This is a genomic window from Duganella sp. GW821-FHT01E12 (assembly GCF_059422325.1).
In genome coordinates, this window is record NZ_JBWKWR010000015.1 from 118,371 (window position 1) to 134,991 (window position 16,621).

15 protein-coding genes are annotated in these 16,621 nt (G+C 63.7%); 10 read left to right on the top strand and 5 right to left on the bottom strand.

All coding sequences use genetic code 11. The annotated features are described in order from the left end of the window. The first annotated feature begins 38 nt into the window (after positions 1–38). The 3 genes from AC07WS_RS28225 to AC07WS_RS28235 all read left to right on the top strand — a co-directional run bounded on the left by AC07WS_RS28225 (position 39) and on the right by AC07WS_RS28235 (position 5,846). Entirely contained in the window at positions 39–347 is a 309-nt protein-coding gene (locus AC07WS_RS28225; RefSeq protein WP_494732256.1) for a DUF485 domain-containing protein, read from the top strand. After that, the gene (locus AC07WS_RS28230) at positions 344–2,017 is read left to right on the top strand and encodes a cation acetate symporter (protein ID WP_494732257.1); all 1,674 of its coding nucleotides are present in this window, start codon (positions 344–346) and stop codon (positions 2,015–2,017) included. The genes AC07WS_RS28225 and AC07WS_RS28230 overlap by 4 nt, the downstream gene beginning before the upstream one ends. A 178-nt stretch (positions 2,018–2,195) precedes the next feature. Further along, positions 2,196–5,846, top strand: a complete 3,651-nt coding sequence (locus tag AC07WS_RS28235; protein ID WP_494732258.1) for a sensor domain-containing protein — start codon at positions 2,196–2,198, stop codon at positions 5,844–5,846. Here the strand turns inward: AC07WS_RS28235 and xth are convergent. Further along, positions 5,843–6,607 carry an exodeoxyribonuclease III gene (gene xth, locus AC07WS_RS28240; RefSeq protein ID WP_494732259.1) on the bottom strand — a complete coding sequence of 255 codons (765 nt, stop codon included), beginning with the start codon at positions 6,605–6,607 and terminating at the stop codon, positions 5,843–5,845. The genes AC07WS_RS28235 and xth overlap by 4 nt on opposite strands. 309 nt (positions 6,608–6,916) lie before the next feature. Between xth and AC07WS_RS28245 the strand changes: the two genes are divergently transcribed. The 4 genes from AC07WS_RS28245 to AC07WS_RS28260 all read left to right on the top strand — a co-directional run bounded on the left by AC07WS_RS28245 (position 6,917) and on the right by AC07WS_RS28260 (position 9,998). Further along, positions 6,917–7,435, top strand: coding sequence for a phiTE_015 family protein (locus tag AC07WS_RS28245; protein WP_494732260.1), 519 nt, complete (start codon positions 6,917–6,919; stop codon positions 7,433–7,435). Positions 7,436–7,441: 6 nt separating this feature from the next. Then, on the top strand, positions 7,442–7,630 hold the full coding sequence (locus AC07WS_RS28250) for a DUF1653 domain-containing protein (protein WP_161085309.1): 189 nt from the start codon (positions 7,442–7,444) through the stop codon (positions 7,628–7,630). Positions 7,631–7,690: 60 nt separating this feature from the next. After that, entirely contained in the window at positions 7,691–8,134 is a 444-nt protein-coding gene (locus AC07WS_RS28255; protein WP_494732261.1) for a hypothetical protein, read from the top strand. A gap of 172 nt (positions 8,135–8,306) precedes the next feature. Further along, entirely contained in the window at positions 8,307–9,998 is a 1,692-nt protein-coding gene (locus tag AC07WS_RS28260) for a methyl-accepting chemotaxis protein (protein WP_494732262.1), read from the top strand. A gap of 15 nt (positions 9,999–10,013) precedes the next feature. Here the strand turns inward: AC07WS_RS28260 and AC07WS_RS28265 are convergent, their stop codons facing one another. Next, the gene (locus AC07WS_RS28265; RefSeq protein ID WP_494732263.1) at positions 10,014–11,507 is read right to left on the bottom strand and encodes a leucyl aminopeptidase; all 1,494 of its coding nucleotides are present in this window, start codon (positions 11,505–11,507) and stop codon (positions 10,014–10,016) included. A 131-nt stretch (positions 11,508–11,638) separates the two neighbouring features. On the opposite strand from AC07WS_RS28265, the gene lptF reads away from it, so the two are divergent. Genes lptF through AC07WS_RS28280 form a run of 3 tightly spaced genes read left to right on the top strand, consistent with a single transcriptional unit; the run spans position 11,639 to position 14,300 of the window. Next, positions 11,639–12,745 (top strand): LPS export ABC transporter permease LptF, encoded by a 1,107-nt coding sequence (lptF, locus tag AC07WS_RS28270; RefSeq protein ID WP_494732264.1) that lies wholly within the window; start codon positions 11,639–11,641, stop codon positions 12,743–12,745. Further along, complete coding sequence (lptG, locus tag AC07WS_RS28275) at positions 12,742–13,911, top strand: LPS export ABC transporter permease LptG (protein WP_494732265.1); 1,170 nt, start codon at positions 12,742–12,744, stop codon at positions 13,909–13,911. Before lptF ends, lptG begins: the two co-directional genes overlap by 4 nt. Positions 13,912–13,913: 2 nt before the next feature. Then, entirely contained in the window at positions 13,914–14,300 is a 387-nt protein-coding gene (locus AC07WS_RS28280) for a sirohydrochlorin chelatase (RefSeq protein WP_494732266.1), read from the top strand. Here AC07WS_RS28280 and AC07WS_RS28285 read toward each other — a convergent pair. From AC07WS_RS28285 to cobA, 3 genes are read right to left on the bottom strand one after another with little or no spacing between them, the layout of a single operon-like run. Continuing rightward, positions 14,290–15,069 (bottom strand): glutaminyl-peptide cyclotransferase, encoded by a 780-nt coding sequence (locus AC07WS_RS28285; protein WP_494732267.1) that lies wholly within the window; start codon positions 15,067–15,069, stop codon positions 14,290–14,292. The genes AC07WS_RS28280 and AC07WS_RS28285 overlap by 11 nt on opposite strands. Next, a complete protein-coding gene (locus AC07WS_RS28290) occupies positions 15,069–15,806 on the bottom strand; it encodes a hypothetical protein (RefSeq protein ID WP_494732268.1) in 738 nt (245 codons plus the stop codon). The genes AC07WS_RS28285 and AC07WS_RS28290 overlap by 1 nt, the downstream gene beginning before the upstream one ends. A 39-nt stretch (positions 15,807–15,845) precedes the next feature. Beyond that, positions 15,846–16,607, bottom strand: a complete 762-nt coding sequence (cobA, locus tag AC07WS_RS28295) for a uroporphyrinogen-III C-methyltransferase (protein ID WP_494732269.1) — start codon at positions 16,605–16,607, stop codon at positions 15,846–15,848. Positions 16,608–16,621: the final 14 nt, after the last annotated feature.

Here is a 16,621-nt window from a genome sequence, read left to right on the forward strand (position 1 = left end):
AAGAGCATAGGCTGCAGATAAACTAAAGGAGACAAGTCATGCATGACGATCTGGTTCAAAAAATAAAGCGCGACCCCAGCTATCACCGGCTGGTCAAGACGCGCTCCCGTTTCGGTTGGGCGCTGACGGCGGTAATGATGCTGGTTTATTACGGTTACATTCTGCTCATCGCTTTCGACAAGGAGCTGCTGGCGTCGAAAACCGGCGCCGGCGTGATGACCTGGGGGATGCCGATCGGTTTGTTCGTGATCGTGTTCACGGTGCTGATCACCGGCGCCTACGTCCGCCGCGCCAACAAGCAGTTCGACGACCTGACGCTGGCCATCCACGAGCGGGTGAAAGCATGAACGCCGCCAAACGTGGCCTGTGCGGCCTTGGCGGGCTGGCGCTGCTCGGCGCCAGCGGTGCGGCACTGGCGGCCGGCGCGGACCTGGGCCAGGCGGTGAAGCAGCCGATCAACTGGACCGCGATCATCATGTTCGGCGCCTTCGTCATCTTCACGCTGTTCGTCACCAAGTGGGCGGCGGCCAAGACCAAGTCGGCGTCCGACTTCTACACCGCCGGCGGCGGGATCACCGGCTTCCAGAACGGTCTGGCCATCGCCGGCGACTACATGTCGGCGGCGTCCTTCCTCGGCATTTCCGCGGCCGTGTTCCTCAACGGTTACGATGGCCTGATCTACGCCATCGGCTTCCTGGTCGGCTGGCCGGTGATCACCTTCCTGATGGCGGAGCGCCTGCGCAACCTGGGCCGCTACACCTTCGCCGACGTCGCCGCCTACCGCTTCAAGCAGGCGCCGATCCGCATCTTCTCCGCCTCCGGCACGCTGGTGGTGGTGGCGTTCTACCTGATCGCGCAGATGGTCGGCGCGGGGCAGCTGATCAAACTGCTGTTCGGCCTTGAATACTGGATCGCCGTGGTGCTGGTCGGTACGCTGATGATGGTCTATGTGCTGTTCGGCGGCATGACCGCCACCACCTGGGTGCAGATCATCAAGGCCGTGATGCTGCTCGGCGGCGCCACCTTCATGGCGTTCGTCGTGCTGGCTCAGTTCAACTTCAGCCCCGAGGCGCTGTTCGCCAAGTCGGTGGAAATCCACGCCAAGAAGGACGCCATCATGGGCCCCGGCACCTTCATCAAAGACCCTGTGTCGGCGATCTCGTTCGGCATGGCGCTGATGTTCGGCACCGCCGGCCTGCCGCACATCCTGATGCGCTTCTTCACCGTGCCAAGCGCGAAGGAAGCGCGCAAGTCGGTGTTCTGGGCCACCAGCTGGATCGCGTACTTCTACATCCTGACCTTCATCATCGGCTTCGGCGCCATCGTTTTGGTGAGCACCAATCCCGAGTTCAAGGACGCCGCCGGCAAACTGCTGGGCGGGAATAACATGGCGGCCATCCACCTGGCCAAGGCCGTGGGCGGCAACGTCTTCCTCGGCTTTATCTCCGCCGTGGCTTTCGCCACCATCCTGGCGGTGGTGGCCGGCCTGACCTTGTCCGGCGCGTCGGCGGTGTCGCATGACCTGTATGCCACTGTTATCAAAAAGGGCAAGGCAAGCAGCGCCAAGGAACTGTATGTGTCGCGCCTGACCACCGTCGCACTGGGCATCGTCGCCGTGGTGCTGGGCATCGTGTTCGAGAAGCAGAACATCGCCTTCATGGTGTCGCTGGCCTTCGCCATCGCCGCCTCGGCCAACTTCCCGGTGCTGTTCATGTCGGTGCTGTGGAAGGATTGCACCACCCGCGGCGCAACGGTCGGCGGCTTCGTCGGCCTGATCACCGCCGTGGTGCTGACCGTGGTGTCGAAATCGGTCTGGGTCGATGTGCTGGGCCACACCGACGCGCTGTTCCCTTATGCCTCGCCGGCCATCTTCTCGATGCCGGTCGCCTTCGTCAGCATCTGGCTGGTCTCGCTGCTGGACCGCAGCCCGCGCGCACGCATCGACCGCGCCGGCTACGAGGCGCAGGAAATGCGCTCCGAAACGGGCATCGGCGCCGCCGGCGCCAGCGCGCACTGATGTAATTGTCAAGTAGTCGGACGACAGCAATGCCCGGTTCGCCGGGCATTGTCGTTTTTAGGGGCGGCGTTCGGTAAGCGCGATGGCTAATGCGTCCATTGTGGTTTATGATCTGCCAACTATGCTGCCGAGAAGTAACTGGCAAGGTGGCATCTCTAAATGGGTGCCTTTGGTGTACATGAATCGAGTTACGACCAATCCTGATTTTGTGGCCGACGCGCTGGCGCTGATCGGTGTTCCCGCGTGCGCTTACGGCACCGACGGCGTGGTGTTGGCCGCCAATCAGGAGCTGGTGGAGTTGCTGGGCTTGGACCCGTGCGGCAGGCCGCTGGCCGACTTGTTCGCGCGCCACGTGCGCGGCGCCAGCGTCAAGGCGCTCGACGCGGCGCTGGATGCGGCCAACGCGGGCCAGCGCTGGAACAGCTGCCTGACCTGCGCCAGCGGCCAGTACGTGTCGGTGCAGGCGTGGAGCAAGCCGCTGCCGGCCGGCGCGGCGATGCGGGGCGCCACCGTCGTCTTCCACGACATCAGCGCGGCGGAGCGCGACCAGCGCGCGCTGCGCAAGACGCTGCTGGAGCAGCAGGCCATCCTGGAGAACGCCGCCGTCGGCATCCTGTTCACCAAGGATGGCGTTATCCAGGAATGCAATATCCGCTGTGCCGAAATGCTGGGCTACAGCCGCCATGAGCTGGAGGGCATGGCCAGCGTGACCGTCTATCCGAGCGAGGCGGACTTTCTCGAATTGAGCCGCAACGCCCGTCCGCCGCTGTCGCAGGGACTGCCCTTCATGCAGGATGCGCAGATGCGGCGCAAGGACGGCACGCTGTTCTGGGCCCGCCTGTTCGGCCGCGCCATCGATCCTATCCACACCGCCGAAGGCACGGTGTGGATCATGGAGGACATCAACGAACACCGCATCGACGTCGAGAAGCTGCGCCGCGCGCTGCTGGAGATGCAGGCCATCATGGACAGCGCGCCGCTGGCGATCGGCTTCCAGCGCGACAACCGCATCCTGCGCTACAACCGCCGCTTCGCCGAATTCTTCGGCTTCAACGACGACAGCGGCGTGGGCCAGTTGACGTCGACGCTGTATCCGTCGCAGGACGCGTTCGACGCCGTGGTGAAGAAGGCCCGCCCGCTGCTGGCGCGCGGCAAGCCGTACCAGGCCGAGATGGAGATGCGGCGCCAGGACGGCTCGACCTTCTGGGCGCACGCCTTCGGCTACGTGATCAATCCGGGCCGCACGCAGCAGGACACGATCTGGATCTTCGATGACCGCAGCGCGCAAAAGCGCCACGAGGAGGAAACCCGTCAGCTGCTGCTGGAGCAGAAGGCCATCCTGGACAACGCCTCGGTCGGCATCCTGTTCAGCAAGGCGCAGATCATGTTGAGCTGTAATCCGCGCATGGCCGAGATGTTCGGCTACGACATCGAGGAGATGATAGGGCAGCCGTCGGAGATGGTGTTCCCGTCGGCGGCGCACTACGAGGAATTCGGCCGCGAGGCGGCGCCGCTGCTGGGCGCGGGCCAGCCGTTCGAGAAGAAGGGCTACCAGTTCAAGCGCAAGGACGGCAGCTTGTTCTGGTGCCGCGTGCGCGCCAAGGCGGTGGACGACGAGCATAGCGACGGCGGCACCATCTGGATACTGGAGGATGTGACCAGCACGCGCCAGACCCAGATGGAGGTCGAGGCCATCATGACCAATGCCTCGATGAGCATCCTGTTCACCAAGAACCGCATCATCACGCGCTACAACCGCGGCTTCGCCGAGATGTTCCGCTACGAGGGCGACTCCGGCCTGGGCCTGCCCGGCCGCGCGCTGTACGTCTCGCAGGAATCGTACGACAAGCTGGGCGAGCAGGCCTATCCCTATCTGTCGGTCGGCAAGCCGTTCCAGATCGAGATGGAATTGCGCCGCGCCGACGACACCACCTTGTGGGCGCAGCTGATCGGCTACGTGGTCAATCCCGACGATCCGACCCAGGGCACGATCTGGGTGATCGAGGACCGCACCGAACAAAAGCGCGCCGAGGAATCGCTGCGCAACGCGCTGCTGGAAAACCAGGCCATCCTGGACAGCGCGGTGCTGGGCATCTCGGTGGTGGAGCACGGCCGCAACCTGCGCTGCAACACCAAGATGGAAGAGCTGTTCGGCTACGCGCCGGGCGGGATGAACCAGCTCAGCGTGCAGGCCTTCTACGCCGACAAGGACGCGTGGGAACAGGCGCGCGCCGCCACCGCCGAAGACTTCCACGCCGGCCGCGTGCACGCCTCCGAGTACCAGCTGGTGCGCAAGGACGGCAGCACGTTCTGGGGCCGCCTGTCGGGCCGCCCGTTCGACCTGGCGCAGGCCACCGGGCGCTCGGTGTGGCTGGTGGACGATATCACCGAACGGCGCGAGGCGGCGGAAGCGGTGAGCCGCGCGCGCGACGAGCTGGAAGTGCGGGTGCTGGAACGCACCGCCGAACTGGCCGGCGCCAACGCGCTGCTGCAGGGCGAGATCGTCGAGCGGCGCCAGGCCGAGGCGCGTGTGCACCACATGGCCTACCACGACAGCCTGACCGGATTGCCGAACCGCGCGCTGTTGTCGGATCGGCTGGACCGCGCCATGCTGGCCGCGCAGCGTTCCGAGCGCCGACTGGCGGTGATGTTCATCGACCTTGACCGCTTCAAGACCATCAACGATTCGCTCGGCCACATGACCGGCGACCAGCTGCTGAAGGAAGTGGCGAGCCGCCTGTGCCGCGCGGTGCGCGCCAGCGACACCGTGGCCCGGCTGGGCGGCGACGAGTTCGTGGTGCTGGTGCCCGGCATCCGTTCGGCCGAGGAGGCCAGCCATGTGGCCGAGAAGATCATCGAGGCGCTGTCGGAGAGCTTCCCGCTGGAGGGCCGCAACCTGCACATCACGCCGTCGATCGGCATCTGCGTGTATCCGGACGACGGCGGCGACGTCGAGACGCTGATGCGCCACGCCGACGCCGCCATGTACCACGCCAAGGCCAGCGGCAGGAACAATTACCAGTACTTCAAGGAGGCGATGAACCAGACGGCGGCCCAGCACTTCGAGCTGGAGTCCAGCCTGCGCGGCGCGCTGGCGCAGGACGAGTTCGAGCTGCACTTCCAGCCCATCATGGACATCGGCACGCGCCGCCTGCACACGATGGAGGTGCTGCTGCGCTGGCGCCGTGGCGGCGGTGACGGCCAGCTGGTGCTGCCGGACCACTTCATCCCCATCATCGAGGAGAACGGCCTGATTGTGCCGATCGGCGAATGGGTGATACGCCAGGCCTGCCAGCAAAGCATGGCGTGGCTGCGCGCCGGCCTGGCGCCGGTGCCGCTGGCGGTGAACCTGTCGCCGCGCCAGTTCATGCACCGCGGCCTGATCGAGTCGATCCGCGCCATCCTCGACGAAACCGGCATCGACCCGTCGCTGCTGGAGTTCGAGATCACCGAGACGGCGCTGATGCAGCACGGCGAGCAGACGCTCGACATCCTGGGCCAGATCAACGCCATGGGCATCCGGCTGTCGATCGACGATTTCGGCACCGGCTATTCCAGCCTGGCGTATCTGAAGCGGTTCCCGGTCAAGAAGATCAAGATCGACCGCGCCTTCATCAAGGAACTGGAGGAAAGCGCGGAAGACCGGGCGATCGTGGCGGCGATTATCGCCCTGTCGGACAGCCTGCAATTGTCGGTGGTGGCGGAAGGCGTGGAGACCGAAGGGCAGTATGCGTTGTTACAGCGCAACGGTTGCCAGTATGCGCAGGGCTATTTATTTTCGCAGCCGGTGCCGCACGCGACGGCCCAGCTGCTGCTGCCGCGGGTCTAGTCCAGCGTGGCGATCACCGGCGCGTGGTCGGAAGGCTGTTCCCATTTGCGCGGCACGCGGTCGATCACGCAGGCGCTGCAACGGGCCACCAGGGCCGGCGACAGCAGGATGTGGTCGATGCGCAGGCCCTTGTTGAGGCGGAATCCCAAGGCGCGGTAGTCCCACCAGCTGAACGACTTTTCCGGCTGTTCGAACAGGCGGTAGGAATCGGTCAGGCCGATGTCGAGCAGGCGGGTGAGGGCGGCGCGTTCCTTGTCGGACACCAGCACCTGGCCCACCCACGCGGCCGGATCGTGGACGTCGCGGTCTTCCGGCGCGATGTTGTAGTCGCCCAGCACCGCCAGTTGCGGGTGCAGCGCGGCTTCTTCCTTGATCCAGTCGTGGAAGGCGGACAGCCAACCCAGCTTGTACTCGTACTTGTCGGAATCGACGCTCTGGCCGTTGGGCACGTAGGCGCATACCACGCGCACGCCGTCTATGGTGGCGGCCAGGATGCGCTGCTGCACATCTTCGTAGCGCGGGTTGTTCTTGATCACGTCGACAATCGGCAGCTTGGACAGGATGGCCACGCCGTTGTAGGTTTTCTGGCCGCTGTAGACCACGTGGTAACCGGCGGCCTCGATGGCGGCAGCCGGAAACTTGTCGTCCGTTAATTTTGTTTCTTGAATACAGAGGACATCGACGGGATTCTCCTCTAGCCATTTCAAGACGTGCGGCAGCCGAACGTTGAGTGAGTTAACATTCCATGTGGCTATTTTCATCTGGGTCAGTATCCTTGCGGTTTGCGGGGGAGGCCGGAGCCTACATGAACGAATCTTACAGCATCTTGATTTAACACATGAGATTGTTAATTTGACGATTTTTATAAAAAAACATGAAAAACCCTTTCGTGCGCGCACTTCCAACGCCTAAAATGTTGCAAAATGTGTGAAATCAAAAAATAATTGCTAGGAGTGTCTCGTTGTTGTCAAAATAGAACGATAAGTAAAGACAAAGTAAGCAAAACAGAAATATACTGATACAAATAGTGCGGAAAATTTGTGTTTCCGCAACGCAATCAAAAATAGTAGGTGGCCGGGGTCTTTTTAGTGTTGTGGTTTAACAATAAATGGTACTATACGGAAATTACTTGTGGTTTTAACAGTGAATTGCGCGTAGCGCATTTACAAAGGAATAAAAAAATGCGAGCTGCATTTGAGACATGGGCGCAGAAAGACGGTCACATCGTCCGACGCCGGGAAGACAAACCAGAAGAGTACCTGGTTTTTGAAACGCAACGCCGCTGGGTGATCTGGCAGGCCGCGTTGGAGCACGGCAAAACGCCGGGCGGCCGCAAGACCGCCGCGCAAAAGGAAGCCGCCGCGCTGGAAAAGGCCAAGGCCGCCGTGCAACGGCCGCCTGTCATCAATTCCGACGAGGCAGCCGTGCGCAACCAGGTGCTGAACGAAGTGCTGGATGCGTTCTCCAGCCTGGGTGGCGAACGCGGCATGGACGATATCCTGAAAGTGGTACAGGGTCTGAAGAAGAAGCAGCAGGAGCAGGCGGAAGAACGCACTGCCGCTGCGGTACCGGAACGGCATAACGCCTGATCCCGGATGCGTTTCAGGCACTACAAAGGGGGCCTCTACGAGTTGGTATGCGAGGCCACCCTGGAATCCGATCTGAGTACCATGATCGTTTATCGCGCCGCCAACGGTTCCATCTGGACCCGGCCGAAAGACGTGTTTTTTGAAATCCTGGAAGTCGATGGCGTAAAAGTGCAACGCTTTACGCCTCTTGATTGACCATATAGATCCGCTTGCGGGCTGCTACACTGGTCTGACCCACTAACCCTGAGGCAGACCATGTATTTCCGCCCCGTTGCCGGCGTCTCCGCGCTGCTGGCCTTGCTATCCGGCTGCGCTTCCCTGACCGAATCCACCCAACAAAACGTGCTGGTGCAAACCGTGCTCGACCACCGCGAGATCGCCGGCGTCGGCTGCGTGCTGTACAACGACGTCGGCAAATGGTTTGTGACCACGCCGGCGCGCGTCACCCTGCGCAAGAGCGCCGGCCCGCTGCGCATCGATTGCCAGAAAGAGGGCGCCGGCTGGGCCTACGAAAAGGTCGACTCCAAGGCCGACGGCAACCTGTGGGGCAACGTGGTGCTGACCGCGGGCGTGGGCTACTTCATCGACAAGAACACCGGTGCGGGCTACGACTATCCGGCCACGCTGACGGTGGTGATGCATGCGGACGCCCAGCGCGACGGCCTGCCGCCACCGGCGCCCGGCGTCACCCTGTATTGAGCCGGCGCCTTGCGCTGTAGGATTATTCCTACAAAAACCACCCTAATTCCTACGCCCGAATGGGATTATTCCTATATTTGCCATGCGGCAATATTTGTTACTATTGGTAATGTTGAATATGTAAATATTATTAATTGTTACAGATATGAGGCGGTGTATGCGTAATTCGGGCATGAGGGTGGTAACGCGGTTGGGCATCGGTTTCGGGTTGGTGGCGCTATTGCTGGCCATCGTGACGATGTTCGGCATCCAGCGCATGGGGCGTATGCAGGAGCGGGTGGATGAAATCGTCGACGTCAACAGCGTGGAGTCCAAGCTGGTGGCGAAAATGGATTTGACGGTGACCGAGCGCGCGCTGGCGCTGCGCAACCTGATCCTGTTGCCCGAGGACCAGAGGGACGAGATCCAGATCGAGCTCAAACGCATCGTGGCGCAGAGCGATAAATACGACGAGGTACAGAACAAGCTGGGCGAGATGTTTGCCGACCATAACAGCGCCACGCCCGAGGAGGCCGCGCTGTACGCCAAGATCAGGCAGCAGGCCCTGCTGGCCGCGCCCTTTATCGCCAAGGCGAAGGAACTGATCCAGGAAAAGAAAAACAGCGAAGCGTACCAGCTGCTGCGCTTCGAGTTCCGTCCGGTGCAGAAAAAATGGTGGGAGTTGCTGCGCGAGCTGGCCGTCATCGAGGAAAAACAAAACGTCGACGGCGCGGTGGCCATCAAGCAGGCCTATCAGGAAACCCGCTCGCTGATGCTGGTGCTCGGCGCGCTGGCGCTGCTGTGCAGCGTGGTCGCGGCCGTGCTGATCACGCGCAGCCTGTTGCGGCAGCTGGGCGGCGAACCGGACTACGCCGCCGGCATCGCCGCGCGCATCGCGGCAGGCGACCTGAGTGTCGCCATCGACACCGCGCCGCAGGACCGTTCCAGCCTGGTGTTCGCGATGAAGACCATGCGCGACAGCCTGGCCGGCATCGTCGGCCAGGTGCTCGACCGCTCGGGCGCCATCGAATCGGCGTCGGTGCAGATCGCGGCCGGCAACCTGGACCTGTCCTCCCGCACCGAGCAGCAGGCCGCCGCGCTGGAGGAAACCGCGTCGTCGATGGATGAACTGGCGTCGACCGTCAAGCAGAACGCCGACAGCGCGCGCTTGGCCAACGAACTGGCCGTGTCGGCGTCGGCCATCGCGCTCAAGGGCGGCAGCGTGGTGGCGGAGGTGGTCGGCACCATGGGCTCGATCAACGAATCGGCCGGCAAGATCGGCAACATCATCGGCGTCATCGACGGCATCGCCTTCCAGACCAACATCCTGGCGCTGAACGCGGCGGTGGAGGCGGCGCGCGCCGGCGAGCAGGGACGCGGCTTCGCCGTCGTCGCCACCGAGGTGCGCAACCTGGCGCAGCGCAGCGCTGCCGCCGCGCAGGAGATCAAAGTGCTGATCGGCGATTCGATGGAGAAGGTGGAGATGGGATCGAAGCTGGTCGACCAGGCCGGCGCCACGATGGGCGAAATCGTCGGCAGCATCCAGCGGGTGACCGACATCATGGGCGGCATCACCACCGCCACGCAGGAGCAGAGCGCCGGCATCGACCAGGTCAGCCAGGCCATTACGCAGATGGATCAGGTGACGCAGCAAAACGCCGCGCTGGTGGAGGAAGCCAGTGCCGCAGCGGCGTCCCTGCAGGATCAGGCTGCGGGGCTGGTGCAGATGGTCGGCGTGTTCAAGCTGGAAGGCGGACGCGCCGGCGCGGCTGCGCCGGCGGTGGTGCTGCCCTTGGCCCGCAAGGCGCCGGCCAGGCTGCCGGCGCCCGTCAAGCCGGCGCGCGGCCGCATGGCGGCCGGCGCCGAAGGGTGGGAGGAGTTCTGACCGTGCTGACCGTGCTTACGCGCGGTTGATCAGGAAGTTCGACAGCAGCGGCACGGGGCGGCCGGTGGCGCCTTTCGCGCCGCCCGATTTCCAGGCGGTGCCGGCGATGTCCAGGTGGGCCCAGGTGTACTTGCGGGTGAAGTTCTCCAGGAAGGCCGCCGCCGTGCACGAAGCGCCGCCCGGCGTGCCGATGTTGGCCAGGTCGGCGAAGTTGGACTTGAGCTGCTCGTTGTACTCTTCTCCGATCGGCAGGCGCCACGCGGTGTCGCCGGCGGCGTTGCCGGCCGCCATGATCTCGTCGGCCAGCTTGTTGTGCACTTCGTCGTCGCGCGTGAACAGGCCGCTCTTGTGGTGGCCCAGGGCGACGATGCAGGCGCCGGTCAGCGTGGCGATATCGATCACCGCGGCCGGGTTGAAGCGCTCGGCGTAGGCCAGCGCGTCGCACAGCACCAGGCGGCCTTCGGCGTCGGTGTTGAGGATCTCGATGGTCAGGCCGTTCATCGAGGTGACGATGTCGCCCGGCTTGGTGGCGCGGCCGGAAGGCATGTTCTCGCAGGCGGCGATCACGCCGATCACGTTCAGCTTCAGGTTCATCTCGCCGATGGCGCGGAAGGTGCCCAGCACCGAAGCGGCGCCACCCATGTCGTACTTCATCTCGTCCATGCCTGGACCGGCCTTGAGTGAGATGCCGCCGGTGTCGAAGGTGATGCCTTTACCGACCAGCACCACCGGCGCATCCTTGGCCTTGCCGCCCATGTGCTTGAGGATGATGAATTTCGGCGGCTGCTCGCTGCCGTTGGTCACGGACAGGAAGCTGTTCATCTTCAGCGCCTCGAGCTGTTTGCGGTCCAGCACTTCGACGTCGAACTTGTAGTCCTTGCCGAGTTTTTTCGCGGTGTTGGCCAGGTGGGTCGGGGTGCAGACGTTGGCCGACAGGTTGCCCAGTTCCTTGGTCAGGTCCATGCCGTTGGCGATCGCCACGGCCTGGGCCAGCGCCAGCTTGGTGGCGGCGGTGTTGGGCACCGCCAGCGCGATCTTCTTCACGCCGGTCGGCGCAGGGTCCTTCTTGCTCTTCTGGCCATCGGTGCGGAACACGCTTTCGTGCGCGCTTTGCACCACGCAGCGGATCGCCCAATTCACGTCGCGCTCTTTCACTTCGGTCATCGGCAGTGCGATAATAGCGTCGCTCGCGCCCAGGGCGGAGAAAGCCTTCAGCGCCGCGGTCACGCCGCTGGCGAAATTCTTCTCGCTGACGGCATCGTCGCTACCCAGTCCCACCAGCAGCACGCGCTCGGCGCTGGCGCCCTTCGCGCCGCGCAGCAGCAGGGTGGTGCCGGCCTTGCCGGAGATGTCGCCGGACTTCAGCGCAGCCGTGATTTCACCGGAGCCGTCCAGCGCCTTGGCGGCCTGCGACAGCTTCTTGTTCTCAAAGACCGCGACGGCGACAACGCCGGCTTTGGCCGAAGCGATGGTGTTTTTTGTGTCGAATGCTTTTATGCTAAAGTCCATTTGATTCTCCGTGTCGTGTACGAATTGCCAGCCTGTTTGTCAGGCTGTTATTTAAACTTGTGGCCCTGTGTGGCCCTTAACTACCGAATTATAACTTTCGAATGATCTTTCAACGCGCCTTGAGACGTGAAATGGCAAGTGCCGCCGGCGCCACCTTCACCGTATTGTTCAGCATCTGCGTCACCTGGACCCTGATCACTGTCCTCGGCATGGCCGCCGGCGGCAAGGTGGCCTCCGGCGACGTGCTCGCGCTGATCGCTTTCGCAGCCTTGAATTATCTGCCAACTCTTGTGATCCTCACCAGCTTTATTTCGGTGCTGATGGTCGTCACGCGCACCTATCGCGATTCCGAGATGGTGGTGTGGTTCGCTTCCGGCCTGAGTCTGACGCGGTGGATCGCGCCGGTGCTGGTCTTCGGCCTGCCGCTGGTGCTGGCGACCGCTGGCCTGAGCTTCGTCGCCACGCCGTGGGCCAAGCAGAAAAGCCTGGAGTACGTGGAGCGCTTTGAAAAGCGCGAGGACCTGCAGAAGGTCTCGCCCGGCCAGTTCAAGGAATCGGCGTCGGCCAACCGCATCTTCTTTGTCGAAGGCGTGGCCGGCAAAAGCGCCGTGGTGCAGAACGTGTTCGTCAACACGGTCGACGAACATGGCACCGCCGTCATCGTCGCGCGCGAGGGCGTGGTCAGCACCGGCGCCAAGGGCGAGCGCTATCTGGTGCTCAAGAACGGCCGCCGCTACCAGGGTACGCCCGGCCAGTCGGACTTCCAGACCATGGAGTTCGACAGCTACAGCATGCGCGTGACCAACCAGAGCCAGGACCTGGAGGCCGAGCGCAACGTCGCCGCCGTGCCGATCATGGAACTGCTACACGACGCCACGCCGTCCGGGCGCGCGGAACTGTTGTGGCGCATCGCCTCGCCGGTCACCTGCCTGGTGCTGTTGCTGCTGGCGATCCCGCTGGGCTTTGTCAATCCGCGCGCCGGCAGTTCGGCCAACCTGATCATCGCGCTGCTGATCTTCTTCAGCTACAGCAACCTGGTCAAGCTGGTGGAGGCCAGCGTCAAGCAGGGCAAGTCGATGTTCGCGCTGTCGTGGTGGCCGCTGCACCTGGTCGTCATACTGCTGGTGGTCGCGCTGTTCGCCTGGCGCCTCAATCTCAACCATCGTTACCATCCGCTGGCGTTGCTGGCGGCGCTGAAGCGCTCGCGCGCCGCCGACAAGAAAGCCGTATCGCCATGAAGATCCTGCAACGCTATTTCGCCGTCACCATTTTGCAGGCGGTGGCCTTCCTGCTGGTCGCCCTTCTGGCGCTGCAGGCGTTCATGGACCTGACGGGCGAACTGCCGTCGGTCGGCAAGAACGGCTACACCATCCAGTACGCCTTCCTGTACGTGCTGGTGCGCCTGCCGGCCCACGTGTACGAGGTGATGCCGCTGGCGGCGCTGATCGGCACAATCTACACGATGGCGCAATTCGCGGCGACCTCCGAATTCACCATCATGCGCGCGGCCAGCATGTCGACCGGCATGGTGGCGTGGATGCTGGCCAAGATCGGCTTCGTGCTGGTGATCGTCACCTTCATCTTCGGCGAACTGGTGGCGCCGCGCACCGCGCCGCTGGCCGAGAAGATCAAGCTGAGCGCGCGCGGCGCCGCGATCTCGTCGGAGTTCCGCTCCGGCCTGTGGACCAAGGACATCGTCAAGTCGGACGGCATGAGCGGCACCGTGACCGGCTCGCGCTTCTTCAACGTGCGCCAGGTGCAGCCGGACGGCACGCTGGTCGACGTCAAGCTGTACGAGTTCGACACCAGCTTCCGCCTGCGTTCCATCACGCTGGCCAAGATCGGCACCTTCAAGGGCAACAACAGCTGGCAGCTGTCGGACGTGACGGAAAACATCTTCACCAATCCGGCGCTGCTCAAGCCGGGCAGCGAGGCCAACCTGGCCAACAACTTCGCCCAGGACACCAGTTTGATCGAAACCCGCCACAGCGCCACCAAGGACTTGCTGTCCGAGGTCACGCCGAAGATCCTGTCGGTGGCAGGCTCGGACCCGGAGCGCATGTCGGCCAACGAGCTGGCCGTCTACACCCGCCACCTGCAGGAGAACAAGCAGGAGACGGATCGCTTCAAGATCGCGTTCTGGAAAAAGCTGTTCGACCCGCTGGCCATCTTCGTGTTGATGGCGCTGGCGCTGCCGTTCGGCTACCTGCACACGCGCAGCGGTGGCGTGAGCCTGAAGATCTTTGTTGGTATCATGATCGGCGTCAGCTTCCAGCTGGTGAACTCCCTGTTCTCGCATCTGGGCATGCTGAGCGCCTTCCCGGCGATCGTCACGGCGATCGCCCCCAGTTTGTTATTCCTGCTGCTGGCCTTGGGGGCCTTGTGGTGGGTGGAGCGGCATTAGCGATGACACAGCAAGCCCTGATCCTGTTCGCACACGGCGCCCGCGCCGCATCGTGGGCGGCGCCGTTCGAGCGGCTGCGCGAACTGACGCAGGCGCGCATGCCCGGCGTGCGCGTATCGCTGGCTTTCCTTGAACTGATGACGCCACAGCTGCCGGAACTGGTGGCCGAGCTGACCGCCGGCGGCGTCACGCAGATCACCGTGGTGCCGGTGTTCCTGGGACAGGGCGGCCATGTGCTGCGCGACCTGCCGCTGATGATCGACCAGCTGCGCATCGATCATCCGCAGGCCGGCATCAACGTGGTCGAAGCGGCCGGCGAGAACGCGGCCGTGCTCAACGCGCTGGCCGACTATTGCATCGCATCGCTGCCTGCAGGGTTCACTTCCTAGGCACGATTTTGATCTCGTACAGCTTGGACCACAGCTTCCCTGTGACGAACAGGCGCTTTTTCTCGGCGTCGTAGGCGATACCGTTCATGACATTTTCGCCGTTGAGGCCTTTGCCTGCGGCCGGATACAGCTTGCCCAGGTCTATCCATCCGGTGATCTTGCCGTTGGCCGGGTCAATGCGCGCGATGGTGTTGGTGTGCCACAGGTTGGCATAGATTTCATCGCCCACCACTTCCAGTTCGTTGACCTGGTCGACCGGGATGCCGTCCGCCGTCACCTTCACGCGGCGCACCTCAAGGAACGTCTTCGGATCGAGGAAGCGCAGCGTGGCCGTGCCGTCGCTCATGATCAGCTCCTTGCCGTTCTGCGTCAGGCCCCAGCCTTCGCCGGGGTAGGCGAACTGGCCGCGCATCTCGAAGGTGGCCAGGTCGAACACGAAGCCGGTCTGCGTCTGCCAGGTCAGGCCGACCAGCGTGTCTTTCCATACCGTCAGCCCCTCGCCGAAATACTGCGGCGGGATGTCCTTGGTTTGCAGGACTTTGCCGGTCTCCAGGTTCACCTTGCGGATCGACGATTTGCCATTCAGGCCGGTGCTCTCGTACAGGAAGCCGTCGCGGTACAGCAGGCCTTCGGTGAAGGCTTGCGGATCGTGCGGATAAGTGTGGACGATCTTGAAGTCGTAGGTCGGGATGGCTGCCGCGGCACCGGCGGCGGCCGACAGCAGAAGAATGGCGGGGAGGAGCAGGGTCTTGGCGTAGTTCGTTTTCACTATTCGGTCGCTGATGAGTTTTCGAGTTCGATCATGGCGTCGAGCGTCGTGCCAGGGGCATCGAGTTCCGCCTGGACGCAGGCGCGCGCTTCGGGCGACTGCACCAGCGTCACCGCCTGGGCGCGCGCCGCTTCCGCCGCAGCAGTATCGCCGCAGCCGGACAGCAAGTCCAGTACCAGCGCCAGTTCGGTGACGTAGTTGTACACTTCGGCCAGCAGGGCGGACATGCCTTCGGTGGTCAGCACATTTAAACCGGCGCGCCGTTCGTTGAGCAGGGCGGCGGCCTGCTCCAGATGCTGCGCCGGTTGCGGAAAATGGCGCCTGGCCAGCGCGTAGTCGCCGCACGCCATCAGCGACGGCAGCGCGGAGCGCGCGCATTGCGCGGCCAGCGCTTCCGGCAGTTGCTGGAACAAGTGCCAGGTGTTCTGCAGGTCGCCCAGCTTGTCGTTGATGGCGCGGATGTCGTTGAACAGCGCGGCGGCGTCGGCGCCATCGGCCTGCGCCAGCAGGCGCTGGCTGTCGCGGTCGCGCAACTCGACCAGCGCATGGCGCGCCGGCAGGTGCTCTTCCGCCAGCTTGGCCCAGGCGCTGAGGATATAGGACAGGCGCAGCGGCGCGCTTTCAGCGTCGGTCGCGCTGGCGTCGAACAGCCAGATGTAGTCCGCGAGCGCGCTATCGAAGGCGCCCTCGGAGTGGGCTTTCCATGCGCGTTCCAGCACTTCTTGAACATTGTCCATTGCTACCTCGATTGGTGTGAATGGACATTCTATTACGGATCAGGCGCGCAGTTGCTGTACTGCTGAAGGGAGTTGGGTCTGCTCGTTGTTTTGGTGAGGGCGGGTGGTCATCGCTTCGCCCAGCATTACCAGCACCGGGCCGTGGGCGGCGTCCAGGCCCTGTGCCAGCGAGGCGATGGTCAGGCGGCGGATATGCTGGTCCGGCCGGCTGCAGTTTTCGATGACGACCACCGGCGTGTCCGCGCGGCGGCCCTGCGCCAGCAGGCGTTCCGCCGTGGCGATGGCTTCGCGGCCGCCCATGTACTGCACCAGCGTGTCGGTGTCCGGGATGGCGTCGTGCGTGGAGTGCTCGGGCGCGGTGGACGAGGTGAAGAAGGCGACGCTGCGCGCCACGCCGCGCTTGGTCAGCGGCTGCTTGCTGGCCGCCGCCGCAGCCAGCGCGGTGGTGATGCCGGGGACGACTTCGACTTCGATGCCCGCTTCTTCGAGCGCGCGCAGTTCCTCGTCGGCGCGGCCGAACAGCATCGGGTCGCCGCCCTTGAGGCGCACCACCAGCGGGAACTTGTGCGCGTAATCGACCATCTGCTTGTTGATGAACTGCTGCGCGGCCGATAGCTGGCCGTAGCGTTTGCCGACCAGGATTTTTTCCGCCTGGGGGCACAGCTCCAGCATCTCGGCGATCACGAGCGCGTCGTGCAGCACCACGTCGGCTTGTGCCAGCAGGCGCGCGCCGCGCAGCGTGATCAGGTCCTGGGCGCCAGGGCCGGCGCCGATCAGGTAGACTTTTCCGGGAGATGCCATGGCTGCTACTTCCT